The following is a 21,004-nucleotide window of genomic DNA, read 5'->3' on the forward strand; positions in this document are numbered from 1 at the left end:
GGGCCGGCGGCGGGACCACCTCCCCCTGCCGCGCGCGCGAGAAGGCGACGCCGGCCAGCAGCGCCAGCCCGGCCCCGGTCACGATCCCCGCCACCAGCCACGCGTGCCGCCGCTCGACCGGGCCCGCCGCCCCCGCCGCGACCGCCGCCGTCGCCGCGGTCCCCGCCGACCCGGCCGATCCCGCGAGGACCGGCAGCCGCGACGCCTCCGTGGGCGCCGTGCCGGTCGTGGGTGTCGTCGCGCCACTGCGCGGGGTGCTCCCGCCCAGCGGGTCCGACTCCCCCGACGCCCAGGCGCGGTCGGTCCCGGCGAGCTGCACCCCCTGCGTCGCCGCCTCCAGGTCGGCCAGCAGCGCCTCCGCGGTCGCCGGGCGGTCGGCCGGCTCCTTGGCCAGGCAGCGCATCACGACCTCCGACAGCGCCGGCGGCACGTCGGGGCGCAGCAGGTGGAGCGGCTCCGGCATCCGCGTCAGCTGCGCCGCCAGCGTCGCCCGCGGCGACTCGGCGACGAACGGCGACGCCCCCGTGCACAGCTCGTACGCCAGCAGCCCCGCGGCGTACAGGTCGACGCGGTGGTCGGCCTGCGGGTCGGCCGCCAGCTGCTCGGGGGCCATGTACGCCGGCGTCCCGATCGCGAGCCCGGTCGAGGTGGCCCCGGTGACCGTCACCAGCGGGTCCGCGGCCCCGGTGCCGTGCCCGTGGCGGGCGGCGCTCAGCGCCTTCGCGACGCCGAAGTCGGTGACCAGCGCGTGCGACCCCTGTAGCAGCACGTTCCCCGGCTTCACGTCGCGGTGCACGATCCCGCGCGCGTGCGCGTGCGCCAGCGCGTCGACGACGTCGTGCAGCAGCCGCACGACCTCGCGCACCGAGAAGCGGCGGCGGCGGCCGAGGGCGGCGCGCACGCTCTCGCCGTCGATGTAGGGCATCGTGTAGTACAGCGACCCCTCGACCTCGCCCGCGGCCAGCAGCGGGACGATGTGCGGGTGCTGCAGCCGCGCGGCGAGCTGGATCTCGCGCCGGAAGCGGTCGCGGTTGATGCCGGCGGCCAGGTCGGGCGGCAGGACCTTCACCACCACGGTCCGCCCCAGCGACCGCTCCTCGGCGAGGAAGACGCGGCTCATCCCCCCGCCGCCTAGCTCGCGCCCAAGGGCGTAGGCGGGGGTGAGCGCCGCCTCCACGGCGTCGCGGAACGGGTCGTCCGCGGGGGACGCCGGCGCCGGCGGGGCGTCGTCGCTCACGGCGCGGGGCGGGGGCGGGACATGCCGTCGAGAATAGCGCCCGGGCGGGTGGGGAGCGAGGGCGCCGTGCTGACGCTCACCTGTCGGCGTACGGGGGGCACCGTTCACGAACCGTTGCAGGACAGCCACGACCTGAACATTTGTGGCTATTGCGCAACACGCCTGTGATCCCAATTATGGCCCAGTCGCCGCACCCGCGCGGCGGCCAAGAGGCAAACCGAGAGGAGAGTGGCAAGATGCATGCGATGCGGCGATGGATCGGCGGGGTGGTGACTGGGGTGGCGGGCCTCGCACTTCTGGCGAGCCCCGCCCAGGCGCAGTTGCAGTGGAACCTGATCTGCTCGACCACGGGCGGCGGCAGCATCGCCACCCAGCCCACCTGCATCTCCGCCCAGCTGTCGCTGGTGAGCGGGACCACCTACGACCTCCGTCTGTGGAACCGCGCCGGCGAGAACGGCACGGACCCCGACGGGACGATCACCGCGGTGGGGATCGGCGGCACGACGGCGACGGCGAGCAACCTGCTCGTCGCCGAGGTCGGGTCGGCGGCCGGCGCCAACGACTACGAGGGCTGGTCGATCACCAACAACATCCCGGGGCCCTCGGGCGCGGGCGGTTTCTCCATCTCCGGCGTCAACAACGGCGTCGTGAGCGAGGACTGGACGGGTGGCGCGCTGGGTGGACGCGAGCAGACGCTCTGGAGCGGGACCTTCAACAACGGCTTCGTGAACTACCGCTTCACTTCCAGCTCGCTGCTCGACCTCTCGTCGGCCACCACGCTGACGCTGGACCTCCACGTCCAGAACCTCGGGCCCGGGAACGAGGAGTCGACCGGGTACTCCTGCCCGCCGGGCGGCACCGCCCCGGGGTGCTCCCCGCCGGGCGGCGGCGGCTCCGGCAACGTGGTCCCCGAGCCGTCCACCTACATCATGCTCGGCACGGGGCTGCTCGCCCTCGCCGGCGTCGCTCGCCGTCGCCGCACGGTCTGAGACTGACCCCCGCCGACCATCGCGCCAACGAAACGGCGCCGCCCCCCGGGGGCGGCGCCGTTTCGCACGTGGGGAGCAGACGGCGAGCCTGACAATCCTTATATAGGCGAGCTCGACAGCGCTGCCTCGGTCGCGGCGATGAAACGGATCGGTGTCCAACGCGCCGCAGCTGTCCCACGTCGGGGACGCCTCTCGCACCGATGATGACGGAAGCATCATCCGTCCATGCCGCACCCGTGATCGTCGTCACCGATTCATGTGATGATGGCGAAATGTGAGGCAGAATCACCCGTTTTTCGTTGTGCGGGAGCAACAATGCTGTCGAGGTGTTGCGTGATTGCGCGGGCGCAAGGGGACCATGACATTGGTGCCACGCAACAACCCCTTCGCATCGGGCCGCGACGCCGCGGTCGCCCGACCACCCCCTCGAGGTCCCCATGATCCGCCGGCTCCTCCGCACCACCGCTGCCGTCGCCGCGTTGGCGGCCAGCGCGAACGTCGCTGACGCCCAGACGAAGTCGTACAGCATGTGCAGCACCGACGACTTCGTCTGCTTCTTCTCCACCCTGACGTTCACGGGTCCGAGCACGCTCACCGTCGACCTGCAGAACCGCGGGAGCGTCTCGCCGCTCAACTTCTACTCGCAGATCACCGGCTTCGGGCTCTTCGAGTCGCCGGTCGACGCGGGCGTCGAGTCCTACGGGACGCCGACGCTGCAGTACTACAACGGGACGAACTTCGTCGCCGTCCCGACCGACTTCGGGATCACGCAGGCCGCGGTGCCGGGGCTCAACACCCCGAACTCGGGCGTCGAGTTCTCGTTCGGCGACGACGGGCTGACGCCGTGCGGCTTCAACATGACGAACGGCGACAACGTCGACATCCCGACCTGCGTCACGCCGACCAACACGTACCTGCGCGTCACGTTCACGAACGTCATGAACGTGGACATCAACGCCCTCAACCTCGCGGTGCGCTTCCAGGGCGTCTCCGAGGCGAACGGCGCCCCGGGCTCGTACAAGTGCTACACGATCCCCGGCGTGAGCGGGCAGGACTGCGAGATGGTCCCGGGCGGCGGCGGCGGCGGCAACGTCGTCCCCGAGCCGTCGACCTACATGCTCCTCGGCACGGGCCTCCTCGGCCTCGCCGGCGTCGCCCGCCGCCGTCGTCGCCAGGGCTGACCGGCGGATTCGCGGCTCCGACGCACCACCGAACGGCCTCGGCGCTCCGGCGCCGGGGCCGTTCGGCGCTCCGACGCTCCATGAATGACGAGTCAGAATGGCCGGACCGAGGCGGTTTTCGTAGCGCTGGCGCAACGTAAGTGTCGATGTGTTGCGCGATTGCGCGACTCGCCCGGAGACCCGACATTCCCCCCACGCTTCAATCCGCTCGCGCCGGACCGCGACGCCGCGGTCGCCGACACACCCCCGAGGTCCTCCATGATCCGCACGCTCCTCCGCTCCACCGCCGCCGTCGCGCTGGTCGCGACCGCCTCCGCCGCCGAGGCGCAGGTGTTCAACACCACCGCCCCGAACACGGGCAGCATCGCCTCGCCGAACACCGAGACGGGTGGCGCCTACACGAACCTCTCCCTGGCGTGGAACATCACCCAGGAGGGGAACCTGCTCCGCTACACCTACACGTTCTCGAACTTCACGGGCGCCGGCATCAGCCACGCGATCATCTCGCTGAGCTCGAACTGCCAGCAGGACTGGACGTCGTGCGTGAGCGGCGTGACGGTGAACGGCCAGGCGACCAGCTCGGGGATCGAGTTCGGCACCTTCGCCGACGGCGCGGGCAACCCGGGCTTCCCGGCCGGTGATCCGGAGATCTTCGGCGTCAAGATCAACACCCCGGGCTCGATCGACGGCCAGTCGCCGTTCGTGATCTCGTTCCTCTCGACGCGCGCGCCGGTCTACGGCGACTTCTACGTCAAGGGCGGCAGCTCGGACTACGCGTACAACGACGGCCTGCTGAACCACGCGTCGAACAACACGGCGATCTTCATCGCTCGCCCGGACACGGAGTTCGGCGGCGGCGGCGGCGGCAGCGTCGTCCCCGAGCCGTCGACCTACATGCTCCTCGGCACGGGCCTGCTCGGCCTCGCCGGCGTCGCCCGCCGCCGCCGCCAGAGCTGAGCACTCCCCCGCGGCCCCGGCCGCGGCGCCCGAACGGCCCCCGCACTCCGGTGCGGGGGCCGTTCGCGTCGTGGCCGTCGCGGGAGGCCGAGGTCCCGCGTCGTCCCGGCCCACCGCAGAATGCGAAGCGGCGCCGCCCTCGAGAGGGCGGCGCCGCTTCGTCCTGCCGGGATCGGTGACCGATCAGCCGTTGCGGCGACGACGGGCGGCGACGCCCATCAGGCCGACGAGGCCCGTGCCCAGCAGCATGTAGGTCGAGGGCTCCGGCACCACCGAGCCCGCGCCGCCGCCGCCGCCCGGGGCCGTGTACAGGCCGACGTGCGAGAAGCCGTTGTTGTTCGGCGCCGTGCCGCGCGAGTCGATCGCGATCGAGGTGACCGGCGACGTCGCGTTGTAGAGGTAGTAGCTGAAGAAGTTCGCCTGCTTGATGCCGACGACGAAGAAGCCCGAGAGCGGCGCGTCGAGCGTCAGCGTGCCCGTGGCGCTCCCGCCCGGCGCGCTGCCCGTGAACGGGCCGTTGCCGCCGTCGTCCGACTTGCCGACCCACGTCCAGGCGGCGTTCCCCGTCTGCGACCCGAAGTAGGTCTGGAGCGCGGTGAGCTCCGACGCCGAGCCGTTGATGTTGCCGGTGAACGCGCCCTCGCAGTCGAGGTAGAACGGCGCGCTGACCATCGTGAGCGCGTCGGTGCAGGTGCCGGCGGCCGGCTGGGCCGACGCCGAGCCGGCCGTCGCGGCGATCGCGAGCAGGGGCAGGAGCCCCGCGAGCTTGGTCTTCATGTGGGTGCGTTTCCGTGCGGTGCGTGGAGGGCGGCCGGCACCGGAGTGCCGACGAGGGGCCTTGCGGTTCGCGCCCGTCCGGGGAGGCGCTGGGGGGGCTCACCGGACAGGCGTCGTGACGCCGGCCAGTTCTCTGTCGGCCTTGTCACGTCGCGGGCCCATGATCGGTCCACCTGACCAAAGAGTCAAGTAGCGTGCGTGCAACAGTCCCCCTGAACACGTCGAAAATCGAACGGGGCCCGGGCGATTCTCGTCGCCCGGACCCCGTTCTCGCCGTGCTGCGGCAGGAAGGGCGACTCAGCCCTTCCGGATCTTGACCGTCTGGCTGGCCGTCGAGCTCCGCCCCTGCGCGTCGGTGATCGTCACCTTGGCGGTGAAGCTCCCCGTCCCCGGGTAGGTGAAGGAGGTCTTGGACGCCGCCGTCGTCGCCGACGCGCCCGTCCCGAACTCCCACTTGTAGCCGGTGATCGCCGCGCCGCTGGTCGAGGTGCTGGCGTCGAAGGCGCAGGACGACCGCTGCCCGGGGCAGCTCACCGAGAACGCCGCCTTGGGCGCCGCCGTGGTCGTCGGGGCGGGGGCCGGCGCCGGGGTCGGCGTCGGCTCGGGCGCGGGGGCCGGGGCGGGGGCCGGCGCGGGGGCCGCCATCGGCTCGCCCAGCCCGGTGGTCTGGAGCAGCCGGTTCGGCGACCCGTTGCCGAGTCCGACCAGGCGGCCGCTGGTCGCCTTCGCGAGCAGCCGCTCCGTCACCTGCGCCGGCGTCGCCGTCGGGTTGGCCTGGAGCACCAGCGCCGCGGCGCCGGCCACGTGCGGGGCCGCCATCGACGTCCCCGACATCGCCGCGTACGACGAGCCGTAGCTCGAGACGATGTAGTCGCCCGGCGCGTACAGGTCGACGCAGCTCCCCCAGTTGGAGAAGCCCGCCTGCGCGTCGGCGCTGGTCGAGGCGCCGACCGTGATCGCCGACGGCGTGCGCGACGGCGAGATCGTGCAGGCGTCGGCGGCGCTGTTGCCGGCCGCCACCACCACCGTGATCCCGGCCGCCACCGTGTTCGCGACCACCTGGTCGAAGTACGAGTCGGTGCCGTAGACCACGAGGCTCATGTTCGCGACCGCCGGGCGCTTGGCGTTCTTCGCCACCCAGTCCAGCCCCGCCGCGAAGCCGCTGCTCGAGCCGCGGTTGCTGCAGTCCAGCACGCGCACCGCGTACACCTGCGCGCCGCGGGCCAGCCCGGTCGTCGCGCCGGCCGCCGTCCCGGCGACGTGCGTCCCGTGGCCGTTGCAGTCGTTGGTGCCGTTGCCGTCGTTGATGACCGAGTACACGCCGCTGGCGCGCCCGCCGAACTCGGGGTGCGCCGCGTTGATCCCGGAGTCGACGATGTAGAGGTGCACGCCGGCGCCGGTCTCGCTGAACCCGTACGCCCCGTCGAGCGGGAGCGGCGCCTGGTCGACGCGGTCCAGCCCCCACGACGGGACGTTGTCCTGCACCTCGGTCGCCTCGATCACGCGGTCCGGGTAGACGGCGTCGACGTCGGGGTGCTGCGCCAGCTGCTGGGCGGCGCGCTCGGTCATCCGGGCCGCGAAGCCGTTGAGGACCGTGCTGTAGACGTGGCGGATCGTGCCGCCGCGCGCCGTGACGTCGCTGCGCGCCCGCAGCGAGGCCGCGCCGTCGCGCTCGCGCAGGACCACGACGTACTGGCCGGGGATGATCTCGCCGGCCGCGCGGGGGACGGCCGCCGCGCGCGGGGCGGCGGCGAGGGGGGCGGCCGCCGGCGCCTGGGCGCCGGTGGGAGCGTCCTGGCAGGCGCCGAGGAGCAGGGCGCCGGAGAGCGCGGCCGAGGCGGAGAGGCCACGGCCGAGGGCCACGGGGCCCTGGGGCCGACCCGCGCGTGCGGGCCGACGGGTGATCGCGAGCATGACGGTCTCCGGTATCGGTTCGTTCGGCGACCCGGCTGGCGTGGTCCTGCCCGTGATTGGGCGGGACGGTAGCCCCGTGGCTTTGCGTCCCCGGCTTTCGCCGGGTTTGCCTTTGTCGCGACCCGATCCGCGGAGCGCGGACGCGTGCGATCTGTGCCGACTACGGGAGTGTGAGGGACTTCACGCGGGGGACGACGATATGGTAGCGCTCGTCACATCCCCGCCGGCGACAGGGCGTCCAGCAGCAGCCGCCACCCGAACCCCTCGCGCGCCCACACCCGCAGGTAGTGCCCCCGCGCCGCCGCACCCGCCCCGTCGGCGCCCGGGCGCGCCTGATAGCTCCCCCACGTCACCCCCAGGTCCCCGGCGCGCGACACCCGCGCCTCGGCGGTCTGGAAGTCGTAGCTCGCGCCGGCCGCGCGCGCGGTGAGCGTGCTGTCCACCGCCGCCTTCCCGAGCACCGCGCCCCCGGGCCAGAGCGCCCGCACGTCGTCGGCGGCCACGCCGGCCAGCGCCTTCCCCGGCCCGTCGGCGCGCACGGCGGCGGCCAGCCCGCGGTCGGCGACGATCAGCATCGCCCGCTGCCCCTCGGCGACGGCGGCCGACGAGGCGGCGCCGCGCGCCCCCACCCCGCCGGCGCCCAGCGCGCGGGGGACGAAGGGGGCGGCGAGGTCCGCCGTCCCGCCCATGACGCCGACGTCGACCAGCACCTTCCACGGCCCCGTCCCCTGCCGCGTCCAGACGCTGGCGAAGTGGCCGGGGGCCGCCGGGTCCTGCGGCGTCGCGCTATAAAGGAAGGGACCGCTGGTGTAGGCCAGGTCGCCCGAGGCCGCGACGGCGCCGGTGGCCGGGGCCCAGCGGTACGCCTCGGGCGACGGCGGGGTGGCCGCCCACCACGGCTTGGCCAGCGCCACCCGGTCGCGGAACACGACGCCGTCGTCGGCGAAGGCGGCCAGCGACGCCTCGCGCATCCCGCGGGCGGCGGCGTCGGCGGCGTACGCCCGCTCGGCGGCCACCACCGCGTCGAGCGTCCCGGCGGCGTCGGCCGGGGCGCCGGCGGCGACCGACTTGCTCACCCGCTCCGGCGCCTGCGCGACGAGGGAGGGCGCGACGACGGGGAGCGGGAGGAGGAGGGCGGCAAGGGCGAGGGCGCGCATGGGCGGCATGGGCGGCATGGGCGGCGGGTCAGGCGGGGGCGGGGAGCGGCGCGCCGTGGCGCGCCTGCCAGTCGCGCCGCCACGCCGCGTACCCGGCGACGGCCAGCGCGAGGAAGACCGCGTACAGGACCGCCGTGGCGGGGAGCCCGCGCGCGGCGTACACCGGGACGTAGACGACGTCGACGGCGATCCACAACAGCCAGTTCTCGAGCTGCTTGCGCGTCATCATCCACTGCGCGACCAGGCTCGTGGCGGTGAGCGCCGAGTCGAGGTAGGGGATGGCGGCGTCGGTGAAGCGGGCGAGCGACCAGCCGACGAGCAGCGCGCCGGCGGCGGCGGCCAGCGCGAGCAGGGGCCACTGCCGCGCCGGCGTGCGGGTGACGGGGCGCGGCGTGTGCTGCGCGCCGCCGTAGCGCCACTGCCACCACCCGTACACCGACAGCGCCGCGTAGACGAACTGCAGCCCCATGTCGGCGTACAGCCGCGCGTCGAAGAAGATCTTCGCGTAGAGCAGGACGTTCACGATCGCGGTCGGCCACGCCCACAGGCGCTGGCGCGTGCTGAGCCAGACGCTGAGGGCGCCGACGACGGCGGCGAAGAGCTCCAGACGGGACACGCGGGGGCGGGGGCGGGGGGGGTGCGGGTAGAGTAGCGGGGCGGCATAACGCGCGCGGGGGGTCGGACGTAGAGTGCGCGGGTGACCTCGCCGTCCGCGCCGAGGTCCGCCCGAACGACGGCCGCTTTCGCGGGCGCGCGTGGTCCGCCACGTTGCGCCGCGTCCTGCTGCGTGCCCGCCCCGTCCGACCCACCACCCCGCGTCGCGCGCCTCCCCGCCCGCGCGCCGCGCCCCGCTCCCTCCGGAGGGAAGATGTCCCCACGCCCCGCGCCCCCGCCGCTCGCGCGCGCCCTCGGCCTGGCCGCGCTGCTGGCGGCCAGCCCCGCGTTCGCGCCCCTGCTCGCCCAGGGGACCGGCCGCCTGACCGGCACCGTCACCGACTCGGCCAGCGGCCGCGCGCTCGGGCAGGTGCAGGTGCAGGTCGCCGGCACCCGCCTCGGCACGCTCACCGACGAGAACGGGCGCTTCACGTTCCTCAACGTCCCGGCGGGGGCGCAGACCGTCGAGGGGCGCCGCCTCGGCTACGTCCCGGTGACGCGCCGCGTGACCATCACCGCCGGCGCGGCCGCCGAGGTGACGCTGGCGATGCGCACCGCCGCGCTGACGCTGCAGGCCGTGGTGACCACGGGCGTCGTCGACCCGACGAGCGGCACGCGCGTCCCGTTCACCGTCGGCCGCGTCGACGCCGCCAACGCCCCCGTCCCGGCGGCCAACGCCGTGGAGACGATCCAGGGGAAGGTCGCCGGCGTGACCGTGATCCCGAGCGGGCAGCCGGGCAGCGGCACGAACGTCGTGCTCCGCTCGCCGACGTCGATCAACAAGAGCAACTCGCCGCTGGTCGTCGTCGACGGCGTGATCCTGAGCCAGTCGTTCGACGCGTCGAGCGCCGACCTCGAGGCGCTCGACATCGAGAGCGTCGAGATCGTGAAGGGCGCCGCCGCGGCGTCGCTCTACGGCTCGCGCGCCTCGGCGGGCGTCATCCAGATCCGCACGCGCCGCGGCGCCGACCAGGCGACCGGCACGACGCGCGTCACCGCGCGCTCCGAGTTCGGCTCCAACTCGCTGGCCCGCGAGATCGACTGGGCGAAGTACCACTACTTCCGGCAGACCGCGTCGGGCGGGTGGGCGAACGCCGCCGGCCGCGACACCACGCGCGTCGGGCGCGTCCCCGAGGCGGCGCACCTGCGCTTCCAGGACAACGCGTACCCGACGGAGACCTTCGACCAGGTCGACCGCTTCTTCGACCCCGGGAACTTCTACAAGAACTCGGTCAACATCTCGCAGAACGGCGGGCGCACGAACTGGTTCATGTCGCTGGTGAACAACCGCGAGGACGGCGTCGTGCTGAACAGCGGCGCGTACCAGCAGAACGACCTGCGGCTGAACCTCGACCACAACGCGCGCGAGAACCTGAAGCTGTCGTTCAGCGGCTACCACAGCCGCTCGAACCGCGCGAACCTGTACGGCGACACGTTCTTCGACCTGATCAACCAGTCGCCGGACGTCGACCTGCGCGTCCCCGACCCGGACGGCACGCCGTACATCTTCCAGCCCGACAACGCCGACGCGCGCGAGGAGAACCCGCTGTACGTGCTGGCGACGGAGAACCGCCGCCGGCGCCGCGCCCGCACGCAGGGGAGCCTGGAGACGCGCTGGTCGCCGCTGGGCTGGCTGAGCGCCGACGCCAACGTGAGCTACGACCGCTCCGACCGGCGCAACAGCTTCTTCCTCGACCAGGGGCTCAAGACCGAGGGCTTCTCGACGCCGGGGATCGGCGGGCCGGGCGAGGTCGAGCTGGTCACCGGCATCACGAGCGCGCTGAACGCCGGCGGCAGCGTGAACTTCCTGCAGCGCTTCGGCGAGCTGACGCTGCGCTCGACCGCCCGCGCGCTGCTGGAGCGCGAGAGCAACGACGTGAGCGAGGCGCGCGGCACGAACCTCGTGGTGCCCGGCGTGTCGAGCCTCGACAACGCGACGCAGCGCTTCCTGGAGTCGAGCGTCGAGGAGATCCGCACCAACTCCTACATCCTGTCGCTGGCCGGCGAGTACGGCGGCCGCTTCATCGTGGACGGGCTGGTGCGCCGCGACGGGTCGTCGCTGTTCGGCCCCGAGGAGCGGTGGAACACGTACTACCGCGCCAGCGCCTCGTGGCGGATGGGCGAGGAGTCGTGGTGGCCGTTCAAGGGCGTCATCACCGAGTTCAAGCCGCGCCTCTCGCGCGGCACGGCCGGCGGGCGCCCCGACTTCGAGGACCAGTTCGAGACGCTCGGCTTCGTGACCGGCGGCGGGCTGGTGAAGCAGACGCTCGGCAACCGCTTCCTGCGGCCGGAGCTGGCCACCGAGACCGAGGCCGGCCTCGACCTGATCGTGAAGGACCGCTACTCGCTGCAGCTGTCGTACGCGCGGAACCGCGTGCGCGACCAGCTGGTGCAGGTGCCGCTGTTCGCGGGGCTCGGCTACGAGACGCAGTGGCAGAACGCCGGCACCGTCGAGGGGAACACGCTCGAGGCGACGCTCGAGGCGCAGGTGCTGCGCGGGCGCAACCTGACGTGGCGCATGGGGCTCGTGGCCGACCGGTCGCGCAACCGGATCACCGAGTTCGGCCGGCAGTGCTTCCAGCGCAACGAGATCCAGTACCTGTGCGCCGGCGAGCCGCTGCAGGCGATGTACGGCTTCCGCTTCATCAAGGGGCAGGGCGAGCTGCCGGCCGACGCGTCGGCGCGCGCCTCGGAGTTCGCGGTGAACGACGAGGGGCTGCTGGTGTGGGTCGGCCCGGGGAACCAGTACACCGAGGGCGAGACCAAGCAGCTGTGGGGCACGACGACCACGATCGGCACGGCGAACTACCAGTGGGGGATGCCGATCACGCTGAAGGACGGCGCCGGCAACGCGCGCGTCGTGCGCATCGGCGACGGCACGCCCGACTTCCACGTCGGCTGGTCGAACAACGTGCAGTGGCGCGGCTTCAGCTTCTACGGGCTGCTGGACGCGGTGGTGGGCGGCGACGCCTACAACCAGACCAACCAGCGCATGTACCAGTGGGGGCGCAGCGGCGACGTCGACCAGGTCGGCAAGCCGCAGGAGCTCAAGAAGGTGTTCGACTACTACGTGAACCTGTACTCGGCCGCCGACCCGACGGACTACTTCGTCGAGGACGCGAGCTTCGTGAAGCTGCGCGAGCTGTCGGTGCGCTACCAGTTCGGCAGCCGCGCGCTCGGGCCGCTGTCGCGCCTCGGCGCGAGCGGGGTGAGCGTCGGGCTGATCGGCCGCAACCTGCTCACGTGGACCAAGTACAAGGGCTACGACCCCGAGGTCGCCGGCGACGCCGACGCGCCGCTGGTGCGCATCGACGCCTTCGACTACCCGCGCTACCGGACGATCACGGGCAACGTGCAGATCACCTTCTGAACTGGTGCTGCGGACGGCGGACCGCGGATTCGAAACCCGCAGCCCGCAGACCGCAGCCTCTCGGAGTCTTATGCGTCGATTCAAGATCGCCCTGGTCGCCGGCGGCGTGCTGACCGCGGGGGCGTGCCAGGACCTCGCCGTGACCAACCCGAACGAGCCGGACCGCGGCCGCGCCACGCAGCAGGCGACGTCGGCCGAGTCGTTCGTCTCGACCTCCTTCCGCAACTGGTGGCAGAACGGCGGCCACGACGACTACCCGTCGTGGGCCCTCTCCACGATGGCCAACGAGATCACCTCGGGCTTCGCCGACTTCGGGCAGCTCGAGCTCTCCGCGGAGCCGCGCGCGGCCTGGAACAACAGCCCGGTGAACGCGCGCAACGACGTCGCCGAGGAGCCCTGGTACGACCTCTACGCGACCATCTCCACCGTCAACGACGCGCTCACCGCGATCGACTCGGGGCTGGTGATCGGCGACGCGGCGCGCACGGCGCGCACGCGCGCGGTCGGGAAGTTCATCCAGGGGATCAGCTACGGGTATCTGGCGCTCTACTTCGACTCGGCGGCCGTCATCGACGAGAAGGTGCCGCTGGAGACGCTCGTCACGCCGACGCTCGCCGGCTACCAGGACGTGGCGCGCGCCGCCGTGGCGCAGCTCGACTCGGCGTCGGCGATCGCCCGCGCCAGCACGTTCACGCTGCCGGTCGAGTCCTGGCTGTTCCAGGGGATGACCAGCCAGCAGCTCGCGCAGCTCGCCAGCTCGTTCTCGGCGCGCATCAAGGCCAACGTCCCGCGCACGCGCGCCGAGCGCGCGGCGGTGGACTGGGCCGACGTGGTGCGCCGCGTCGACGCCGGGATCACGGCCGACTTCGCGCCGGTGGCGCAGCCCGACGTGCTGTGGGACGACTGGAAGCGCCTGATCGCGCGCGTCCGCACCGGCCCGCCGTCCGACTTCGGGCGCCCGAGCAACTGGCTGCTCGGCCCGGCCGACTCGACGCAGGGGTTCGTGAACTGGGCGGCGACGCCGATCGCCAGCCGGCAGGCGTTCCAGATCCGCACCAAGGACCGCCGCATCCACCCGGCGGGGCAGCCGACGCAGCCCGGGAAGTACGTGGGCTACAACGCGAACAACATCTTCCAGATCGCGCGCGGCTCGTACCGCTTCTCGCACTACTTCTTCCGCCGCTTCGGCACCGGCAACACCTGGCAGACGGGCCCGCAGCCCGCGCTGACGGTGGCGGAGATGGACCTGACGAAGGCGGAGGGGCTGATCCGGCTCAACCGCGCGGCGGAGGCGGTGCCGCTGATCAACAAGACGCGCGTCGCCAACGGCGAGCTGGCCCCGGTGACGGTCGCCGGCCCGCCCGACGAGGCGGGGTGCGTGCCGCGCAAGCTGAACGGCCAGTGCGGCTCGCTGTGGGACGCGCTGCGCTACGAGAAGCGGATCGAGATGCTCGGCGTCAGCGGCGTGCTGGCGTTCTTCGACGCCCGCGGCTGGCAGACGCTCCCGGAGAACACGGTGCTGCAGCTGCCGGTGCCGGGGCGCGAGCTCGGGACGCTGCAGCGCGAGCTCTACACGTACGGCGGGCCGGGCGGGCAGTCGAGCGCGCCGGCGCCGGACCCGGAGCGGTGCCCGGTGGCGCTCGCGCGGTGTCCTAACTGATCCTGCGACCTGCGACCTGCGACCCAACCGCGGCTGTTGGGTCGCAGGTCGCAGGTCGCAGGTCGTAGGTCGCAGGCGATCTCGGCCGGGAGCGCGGAAGGTTGGCCCGACATTCGCCGCAGGCGGGCACACCTTCACCCAGCTCCCAGGTTCATGCCGACCATCGAGACCAGCCAGTCCCCGACGACCCTCTTCTACCAGGACCTCGGGCAGGGCACGCCCGTCGTGCTCATCCACGGGTGGCCGCTGAGCCACCGGATGTGGGAGTCGCAGATCAACGCCCTGCTCGAGGCGGGGCACCGCGTGGTCGCGTACGACCGGCGCGGCTTCGGCGACTCGGGACGGCCGGCGGGCGGGTACGACTACGACACCTTCGCCTCGGACCTCAACGACCTGATGACGCGCCTCGACCTGCGGGGCGCGGTGCTGGCCGGGTTCTCGATGGGCGGCGGCGAGGTGGCGCGGTACGTCGGGCGGTACGGGCAGGAGCGCGTGGCGAAGGCCGCGCTGCTCGGCGCCGTGCCGCCCTTCCTGCTGAAGACCGCCGACAACCCCGACGGCGCGCCGCAGGCGGTGTTCGACGAGATGCTGGCCGGGGTCACGAAGGACCGCATCGGGTTCCTCGACGGCTTCTTCGAGAAGTTCTACAACGGCAAGCCGGGCGAGGCGAGCGACGACCTGGTGCCGTACTCCAAGTCGATCGCCTGGCCGGCGTCGCCGGTCGGGACGCAGCAGTGCATCGTCGCCTTCGGGACGACCGACTTCCGCGCGGACCTGAAGAAGTTCACGGTGCCGACGCTGATCGCGCACGGCGACAAGGACCAGATCGTGCCGCTCGAGATCTCGGGGAAGAAGAGCCACGAGATGATCGCCGGGAGCCGGCTGGAGGTCCTCAAGGGGGCGCCCCACGGCTTCGCGGCGACGCACGCGAGCGCGCTCAACAAGCTCCTCGTGGACTTCGTCGGGGGCTGAGGCTCGGCAACAGCCAGGAATCGGATGAGACGGATCAGATCTGATCCGCCTCATCCGATTCCTGGCTCTTGAACTGAAGCCAATCGCCCGGGGCGGCCGTATGTTGGGGACCACGATTCCCCGACCCGGCCGCCCCGATGCGTCTGCGCTTCCTCGTTCCGCTGCTCCTCGCCGCCCCGCTGGGGGCACAGCCCGTCACCCGCGCCCGCGCGCAGGCCGTCGTCGACTCGGTGGTCGCGGCGAGCGCGCCGGGGTGGACGCAGGCGGCGGGGATGACGGTCGCCGTGACGCGCGGCGCCGAGACGCTGGTGCTGAAGGGGTACGGGAAGGCGGACCTCGAGTTCGACCTGCCGACGCCGGCGGACGCGGTGTACGAGATCGGGTCGGTCACCAAGCAGTTCACCGCCGCCGCGCTGCTGCAGCTGGTCGAGCAGGGGAAGGTCGCGCTCGACGACCCGGTGACGAGGTACCTGCCGGACTACCCGACGCAGGGGCGCACGGTGACCGTCCGCCGGCTGCTCGACCACACGTCGGGGATCCGCGGCTACACCGAGATCGCGGAGTTCGGCGCGATCGCCCCGCGCGAGCTGCCGCGCGACACGCTGGTGGCGCTGTTCGCGTCCAAGCCGTTCGACTTCGAGCCCGGCGCGGCGCAGGCGTACAACAACTCGGCGTACTTCCTCCTCGGGCTGATCATCGAGAAGGTCACGGGGCGCTCGTACGCCGAGGTGGTGAAGGCGAACCTGTTCGACGCGGCGGGGATGCGCGACTCGCGCTACTGCAGCCAGGGCGACGTCGTGCCGCACCGCGCGCGCGGCTACCAGCTGTCGCGCGCCGGGCTGCGCCGCGCCGACTACATCGACCACACGTGGCCGTACGCGGCGGGGTCGCTGTGCAGCACGGCGCGCGACCTCGTGGCGTGGACGCGCGCGCTTCACGACGGGCGCATCCTGCGGCCGACGGCGTACCGCGAGCTGCTGACGCCGGGGCGCCTCGCCGACGGGACGCCGCTGCGGTACGCGAAGGGGCTGTTCGTCAACGACTCGATGGCCGGGCACCCCGTGGTCCACCACGGCGGCGACATCCCCGGCTTCTCCACCGAGCTGGCGTGGCTCCCCGAGGACTCGATCGCGATCGCGGTGCTGGTGAACACGGCAGGCCCGGTGCGCCCCGAGGCGCTGACGGGGCGGATCGTGCACGCGCTGCTCGGCGACCGCACCCCGAAGCGCCCGGCGTTCCGCGGGCGCGCGGCCGACTACGCGGGCGAGTACCGCGGGATCGGGCGCGGGCGGCCGCAGACGTTCGTGATCGCGGCGGGCGACACGACGCCGCTCGCGCTGCGCGTGAACGGCGGGCCGCCGGAGCCGCTCGTCTACCTCGGCGGCGACACGTTCGGGCGCGGCCCCGGGCGCTACACCTTCGTGCGCGCGCGCGCCGGCGGGCCGGTGACCGCGCTGCGCGCCGACAACCGCGTCGTCTACTCGATCGCGGCCCGCACGGCGCCCGCCCCCGCGGCGGCCGCCGGGGGCGCGCAGCGCCAGGAGTGAGGCATGGGAGATCCGGGGAACGGCGGGAGCGGCAACGGCGGGAGCGGCAACGGCGGGAGCGGGGACGGCGGGAGCGGGGACCGCGCGGGCGTGGTGTTCGGCGGCGTGTGCCCGATCTTCCGCGTGGCGGCGCTCGACGCGGCGGTCGCGTACTACGTCGAGCGGCTCGGCTTCGCGGTCGACTGGCACTACCCCGGGAGCATCGCGTCGGTGACGCGCGGCGGCGTGTCGCTGTTCCTGTCCGAGAACGACCAGGGGACGCCGGTGACGTGGGCGTGGGTGGGCGTGAGCGACGCCGAGGCGCTGCACGAGGAGCTGCGCGCGCGCGGCGCGACCATCCGGCAGCCGCCGACGAACTTCGCCTGGGCGCTCGAGCTGCAGGTGGAGGACCCGGACGGCAACGTGCTGCGGCTCGGCTCCGACCCGAAGCCGGGGGTGGCGCACGGGCCGTGGAAGGACATGAACGGCGTGCTGTGGCGCGTGGCGGACGACGGGAGCTGGACGTCCGACACGGCGGGAGTCGTGACGGCGGGAGTCGATACCGCGGGAGTCGTGACTACGACCGGCGCGGGTACGACTCCCGCCGTGTCGACTCCCGCTCCTACGACTCCCGCCGTCAGCGCGGAAGAACGCGCCCGCACCCTGCGCTCCGCCGCCGAATCCGCCGTCCGCGACGGCGACCACACCCGCGCCCGCACCCTCTGGGAAGCGGCCGCGCGCGCGTACGAGGCGGTGGGCGACACGCCGGGGCTGGCGGTGAGCGCGGCGTGGTCGGCGCGGATGGCGTGGCGCTCGAACAATGATTTGACGCGGGCCCGCGAGTGGCTCGCGGCGGCGCGCAAGGCGTCCGACGCCACCGACGATCCGTCGGTCTGGAAGCTCGTGCGCGAGATCGGGCTCGAGCTGGGGGGCTGAGGCCGCTCGCCGCGGCGCGAGCGCGGGCGTAGCTTCGCGCTCCGCCCGTCGCCCCCCAGCCGAGAGGTGTCCGTGCCCGACCCGATCGCGCGCGTCCGCGTCGCGCTCCGCTCGCTCCGCCGCACCCCCGGCTTCAGCGCCGCGGCCGCGCTCACCCTGGCGCTCGGGATCGGGCTGGCGACGGCGGTGTTCACCGTCGCCAACGCGCTGCTCGTGCGCGACCTCCCGATGCGCGACCAGGACGGCGTCGCCGTGCTGTGGGCCGAGCGGCGCGACGGGAGCTTCGCGCACCTGCCGTTCGCGCTCGACGACGCGCGCGCGTTCGCGGCCGGGTCGCGCGCGGTGCGCGCCGCGGCGTACGCGGCGTACGAGGGGGCGCGCCCGGCCGCGGTGCTCGACGGGACGGGGCTGACGCGGCTCGCCCGCGCGCATGTCAGCGGCAACTTCTTCGACGTGCTCGGCGCCCGCCCGCTGCTCGGCCGCGCGCTGCGCCCCGAGGACGACGTCGTGGGCGCGGCGCCGGTGATCGTGCTGAGCCACGCCGCGTGGCGGCGCCAGTTCGGCGGCGACCCGGCGGCGGTGGGGCGCTCGCTGCGGCTGCACGCCGACGGCGTCGCGCACACGGTCGTCGGCGTGATGCCGCCGGGGCTCGACCTGCCGCGCGGCACCGACTTCTGGGCGCCGCTGGTGCCGGCGAAGACGATCCCGGGGACCGACTCGGTGGTCGCGCACGTCGACGTCGTCGCGCGCCTCGCCCCCGGCGCCGCGCCCGGGGCGGCGGCCGCCGAGGTGACGCGGTGGTACGCGACGCACGAGGGTCCGGCGTGGCTGGCCGACCTGCGCGGCGTGGCGACGCCGGCGGCGGCGCTGGGGCTCGGCGACGCGCGCCCGGCGCTGCTCGCGTTCGCGGCGGCGTCGGCGCTGCTGCTGCTCGTGACCTGCCTCGACGTGGCCAACCTGCTGCTGGCGCGCGGCCTCGGGCGGGAGCGCGAGGTGGCGGTGCGCGCGGCGCTCGGCGCCGACCGCGCGCGCGTGGTCGGCGAGCTGCTGACGGAGCACGCGCTGCTGGCCGCGATCGGCGGCGTGCTGGGCGCGGGGGTGGCGTGGGCGGCGGTGCGCGGCTTCGTCGCGCTCGCGCCGGCGGGGCTGCCGCGGCTGGAGGAGGTGCGCCCCGACGCGGCCGCGCTGCTGCTCGCGGTCGCGGTGACGGGCGCGGCGACGCTGCTGTTCGCGGTGGCGCCGGCGGTGGTGACGTCGAACGTCGACGTGCAGGTGACGCTGCGCGCCGGCGCGCGCGACGGCGCGCGCCGCGGCGCGCGGGCGCTGCGCGAGGGGCTGGTCGCCGCGCAGGTGGCGCTGGCGCTCGTGGTGCTCTCGGCGGCCGCGCTGCTCGGGCGCACGATGCGAAACCTCGAGACGGCCGACCTCGCGTTCGACGGCGAGCGGCTGCTGGTCGCCGAGCTGGCGCTGCGCCAGGACGCGTACGACACGCCGGCCAAGCAGGCGGCGATGCTCGACCAGCTGCTGCCGGCGGTGCGCGCCCTCCCCGGCGTGCGCGGCGCGTCGCCGGTGGTGGCGGTGCCGTACGCCGGCTCGGGCGGGTGGGACGGCCGGCTGGAGGCGGAGGGGCAGGACGCGCGCGCCGCGGCGGCGAACCCGCTGCTCAACATGGAGGTGGTCACCCCCGACTACTTCGCCACCCTCGGCCTCCCGCTGCTGCGCGGGCGCGCGTTCGCCGAGTCGGACCGGCAGGGCGCGCTCCCGGTGGTGATGCTCAGCGAGTCGGCGGCGAGGTTCTACTGGGGCGGCGCGGACGCGGTCGGGAAGCGGCTGCAGCTCGGCCCCCCGCAGGCGCGGCGCGCCTTCACGGTGGTGGGGGTGGTGCCGGAGACGCGCTACCGGGACCTGCGCGAGGCGCGGCCGAGCGTGTACTTCCCGCTCGCGCAGTCGTTCTTCCCGTTCACGCCGACGACGCTGGTGATCCGCGCCGCGGGCACGCCGGCGACCGTCGCCCCCGCGCTGCGCGCCGCGATCGCCGAGGCGGCGCCCGGGGTCGCGCTGGCGAGCGCCACGCCGTTCGAGACGCTGCGCGCCGCGCTGCTCGCGCAGCTGCGCCTCAACGCGCTGCTGCTGGCCTGCTTCGCCGGCGCGGCGGTGCTGCTGGCCGCGGTCGGGCTGGCGGGGACGATGGCGACGACGGTCCGCCAGCGCACGCGCGAGCTGGGGGTGCGCATGGCGCTCGGCGCGTCGGGGCGCGACGTGGCGTGGCTCGTCGTGCGGCGCGCGCTGGTGGTGAGCGCGGCCGGCGCGGGCTTCGGGCTGCTCGGCGCGCTGGCTGCGAACCGCGCGCTGGCGGTGCTGCTCTACGGCGTCGCGCCGACGGACGCGGGGACGCTGGCGGTGGTGGTCGTGGTCCTGCTCGCGGTGTCGGCGGTCGCGGCGCTGCTGCCGGCGCGGTCCGGGGCGCGGATCGAGCCGATCCAGGCCCTGCGCGCCGAGTGAGAGCTGGGGAATCGGATCCGAAGGATCAGATCTGATCCGTTCGATCCGATTCCCCGGACAGCCACTGTCTCCGGCGGGCGACGGTGCATGAGGGGCTGCGCACGACAACTCACGATCCGATCGTGAGTTAGGATCGCTCCCCGGATTGGAGGGGGACGTGCACCGGGCTCGGGTGACGTTCCGCAGGAGCCCCGATGTCCGCCCGCACTCCCTCCATGCGCGCCGCCGTGCTGGCGTGCGCGCTCGCCGCCGCCGGTTGCACCACGACCGTGGCCCGCGTGCCGATCCGGATCCCCATCCCGGTTCCAGAGCCGAGGCGCGCCCCGGATCCGCCGGCGCGCGTGCTGCGCACGGCCGACGACTACCTCGGCGTGCGCTACAAGTGGGGCGGGACCTCGCCCAGCACGGGGTTCGACTGCTCGGGGTACGTGCAGTACGTGTACGGGAAGGAGGGGGTGCGCCTCCCGCGCACGTCGCGGCAGCAGGCAGTGGCCGGCACCCGGCGGCCGACGCGGTGGGACGCGGCGTCGCCCGGCGACCTCGTGATGTTCGCCAACCCGGGGGAGGCGGTCAGCCACGTCGCGTTCTACGCCGGCGACGGGCGCATCCTCCACTCCTCGTCGAGCGGGGGCGGGGTGCGCTACGACGACCTTGGCACGCAGCGCGGGCGGTGGTACCGCGAGCGGCTGGTGGCGGTGCGGCGCGTCAGCGACCGCGGGCCGGCGATCGCGCGCGGGCTGCTCGAGTCGCTGGGGCTGGCGGAGGTGCGGCTCGATCCGCCGGACCGGGCGCCGCGGCCGTAGCACGGCACCGGCAGGGAGTCGGATCGGACGGATCAGATCTGATCCGGTGCATCCGATTCCTGTCGTAGAGATCGGGGAGTGATCGCGGAGGCGGGGCGGGAGAGAATGTGGTGAGGGGGCGGCCGTACGATGCGCGCCGTCGGTCAGCCGGCCGGCGCCATCCCACACGACCACCTGCGCCCCGCGCGCTGCCCCCATATGCCGATCCTCCTCCGCTCCGCCCTCTGCGCCTCGGCGGCGCTCGCCCTCGCCGGTCGCGCCCCCGCCCGCCCCGCGACGCACGCGCCGGTCGTCGTGCGCGCGGTCGCCGACACGATCCCCGCCGACACGACGCCGGCCGCCGCGCCGGCGGTGCTCTCCGCCGAGGCG

Annotated in this window: 15 protein-coding genes and 1 riboswitch; of the genes, 10 read left to right on the forward strand and 5 right to left on the reverse strand. The window is 74.1% G+C overall.

What is annotated here, in order from left to right; translation table 11 throughout:
- Positions 1-1,237, reverse strand: a 1,237-nt coding sequence (locus tag PYV61_RS05340) for a serine/threonine-protein kinase (protein WP_275829058.1), incomplete at its 3' end; no start/stop codon positions are given.
- A gap of 245 nt (positions 1,238-1,482) precedes the next feature.
- Here PYV61_RS05340 and PYV61_RS05345 point away from each other — a divergent pair.
- From PYV61_RS05345 to PYV61_RS05355, 3 genes are all read left to right on the forward strand, one after another.
- Complete coding sequence (locus PYV61_RS05345; protein ID WP_275829060.1) at positions 1,483-2,226, forward strand: PEP-CTERM sorting domain-containing protein; 744 nt, start codon at positions 1,483-1,485, stop codon at positions 2,224-2,226.
- Positions 2,227-2,663: 437 nt separating this feature from the next.
- A complete protein-coding gene (locus PYV61_RS05350; protein ID WP_275829062.1) occupies positions 2,664-3,407 on the forward strand; it encodes a PEP-CTERM sorting domain-containing protein in 744 nt (247 codons plus the stop codon).
- A gap of 258 nt (positions 3,408-3,665) precedes the next feature.
- Entirely contained in the window at positions 3,666-4,364 is a 699-nt protein-coding gene (locus tag PYV61_RS05355) for a PEP-CTERM sorting domain-containing protein (RefSeq protein ID WP_275829063.1), read from the forward strand.
- A 183-nt stretch (positions 4,365-4,547) separates the two neighbouring features.
- On the opposite strand, the gene PYV61_RS05360 is transcribed toward PYV61_RS05355, so the two are convergent.
- The 4 genes from PYV61_RS05360 to pnuC all read right to left on the reverse strand — a co-directional run bounded on the left by PYV61_RS05360 (position 4,548) and on the right by pnuC (position 8,828).
- On the reverse strand, positions 4,548-5,141 hold the full coding sequence (locus PYV61_RS05360) for a PEP-CTERM sorting domain-containing protein (RefSeq protein WP_275829065.1): 594 nt from the start codon (positions 5,139-5,141) through the stop codon (positions 4,548-4,550).
- Between the two features lie 297 nt (positions 5,142-5,438).
- A complete protein-coding gene (locus tag PYV61_RS05365) occupies positions 5,439-7,004 on the reverse strand; it encodes a S8 family serine peptidase (RefSeq protein WP_275829067.1) in 1,566 nt (521 codons plus the stop codon).
- A gap of 73 nt (positions 7,005-7,077) precedes the next feature.
- Positions 7,078-7,176: riboswitch (cyclic di-GMP riboswitch) on the reverse strand.
- 91 nt (positions 7,177-7,267) lie between these two features.
- Positions 7,268-8,212 (reverse strand): nuclear transport factor 2 family protein, encoded by a 945-nt coding sequence (locus PYV61_RS05370; protein ID WP_275829069.1) that lies wholly within the window; start codon positions 8,210-8,212, stop codon positions 7,268-7,270.
- Between the two features lie 28 nt (positions 8,213-8,240).
- Positions 8,241-8,828 (reverse strand): nicotinamide riboside transporter PnuC, encoded by a 588-nt coding sequence (pnuC, locus tag PYV61_RS05375; RefSeq protein ID WP_275829071.1) that lies wholly within the window; start codon positions 8,826-8,828, stop codon positions 8,241-8,243.
- A gap of 252 nt (positions 8,829-9,080) precedes the next feature.
- Here pnuC and PYV61_RS05380 point away from each other — a divergent pair, with 252 nt between their 5' ends.
- From PYV61_RS05380 to PYV61_RS05410, 7 genes are all read left to right on the forward strand, one after another.
- Positions 9,081-12,236, forward strand: coding sequence for a SusC/RagA family TonB-linked outer membrane protein (locus PYV61_RS05380; RefSeq protein WP_275829073.1), 3,156 nt, complete (start codon positions 9,081-9,083; stop codon positions 12,234-12,236).
- A 70-nt stretch (positions 12,237-12,306) separates the two neighbouring features.
- Complete coding sequence (locus tag PYV61_RS05385) at positions 12,307-13,896, forward strand: hypothetical protein (RefSeq protein WP_275829075.1); 1,590 nt, start codon at positions 12,307-12,309, stop codon at positions 13,894-13,896.
- 153 nt (positions 13,897-14,049) lie between these two features.
- A complete protein-coding gene (locus tag PYV61_RS05390; RefSeq protein WP_275829077.1) occupies positions 14,050-14,868 on the forward strand; it encodes an alpha/beta hydrolase in 819 nt (272 codons plus the stop codon).
- A 137-nt stretch (positions 14,869-15,005) separates the two neighbouring features.
- Complete coding sequence (locus PYV61_RS05395) at positions 15,006-16,415, forward strand: serine hydrolase domain-containing protein (RefSeq protein ID WP_275829078.1); 1,410 nt, start codon at positions 15,006-15,008, stop codon at positions 16,413-16,415.
- A 3-nt stretch (positions 16,416-16,418) separates the two neighbouring features.
- Positions 16,419-17,330, forward strand: coding sequence for a glyoxalase superfamily protein (locus tag PYV61_RS05400; protein WP_275829079.1), 912 nt, complete (start codon positions 16,419-16,421; stop codon positions 17,328-17,330).
- A gap of 72 nt (positions 17,331-17,402) precedes the next feature.
- Complete coding sequence (locus PYV61_RS05405; RefSeq protein ID WP_275829081.1) at positions 17,403-19,832, forward strand: ADOP family duplicated permease; 2,430 nt, start codon at positions 17,403-17,405, stop codon at positions 19,830-19,832.
- A 194-nt stretch (positions 19,833-20,026) separates the two neighbouring features.
- Positions 20,027-20,635, forward strand: coding sequence for a C40 family peptidase (locus PYV61_RS05410; protein ID WP_275829083.1), 609 nt, complete (start codon positions 20,027-20,029; stop codon positions 20,633-20,635).
- The last annotated feature ends 369 nt before the right edge of the window (positions 20,636-21,004 follow it).

The organism is Roseisolibacter sp. H3M3-2, from assembly GCF_029211165.1.
In the GTDB taxonomy this organism is placed as follows: Bacteria; Gemmatimonadota; Gemmatimonadetes; order Gemmatimonadales; family Gemmatimonadaceae; genus Roseisolibacter.

What these genes read in the sequence shown, in the direction of transcription:
- PYV61_RS05380 (WP_275829073.1), top strand. Translation starts at nt 9,081, where the DNA reads ATGTCCCCACGCCCCGCGCCCCCGCCGCTCGCGCGCGCCCTCGGCCTG.
- PYV61_RS05345 (WP_275829060.1), top strand. Translation starts at nt 1,483, where the DNA reads ATGCGGCGATGGATCGGCGGGGTGGTGACTGGGGTGGCGGGCCTCGCA.
- PYV61_RS05350 (WP_275829062.1), top strand. Translation starts at nt 2,664, where the DNA reads ATGATCCGCCGGCTCCTCCGCACCACCGCTGCCGTCGCCGCGTTGGCG.
- PYV61_RS05355 (WP_275829063.1), top strand. Translation starts at nt 3,666, where the DNA reads ATGATCCGCACGCTCCTCCGCTCCACCGCCGCCGTCGCGCTGGTCGCG.
- PYV61_RS05390 (WP_275829077.1), top strand. Translation starts at nt 14,050, where the DNA reads ATGCCGACCATCGAGACCAGCCAGTCCCCGACGACCCTCTTCTACCAG.
- PYV61_RS05370 (WP_275829069.1), bottom strand. Translation starts at nt 8,212, where the DNA reads ATGCGCGCCCTCGCCCTTGCCGCCCTCCTCCTCCCGCTCCCCGTCGTC.
- PYV61_RS05395 (WP_275829078.1), top strand. Translation starts at nt 15,006, where the DNA reads ATGCGTCTGCGCTTCCTCGTTCCGCTGCTCCTCGCCGCCCCGCTGGGG.
- PYV61_RS05400 (WP_275829079.1), top strand. Translation starts at nt 16,419, where the DNA reads ATGGGAGATCCGGGGAACGGCGGGAGCGGCAACGGCGGGAGCGGCAAC.
- PYV61_RS05360 (WP_275829065.1), bottom strand. Translation starts at nt 5,141, where the DNA reads ATGAAGACCAAGCTCGCGGGGCTCCTGCCCCTGCTCGCGATCGCCGCG.
- PYV61_RS05385 (WP_275829075.1), top strand. Translation starts at nt 12,307, where the DNA reads ATGCGTCGATTCAAGATCGCCCTGGTCGCCGGCGGCGTGCTGACCGCG.
- PYV61_RS05410 (WP_275829083.1), top strand. Translation starts at nt 20,027, where the DNA reads ATGTCCGCCCGCACTCCCTCCATGCGCGCCGCCGTGCTGGCGTGCGCG.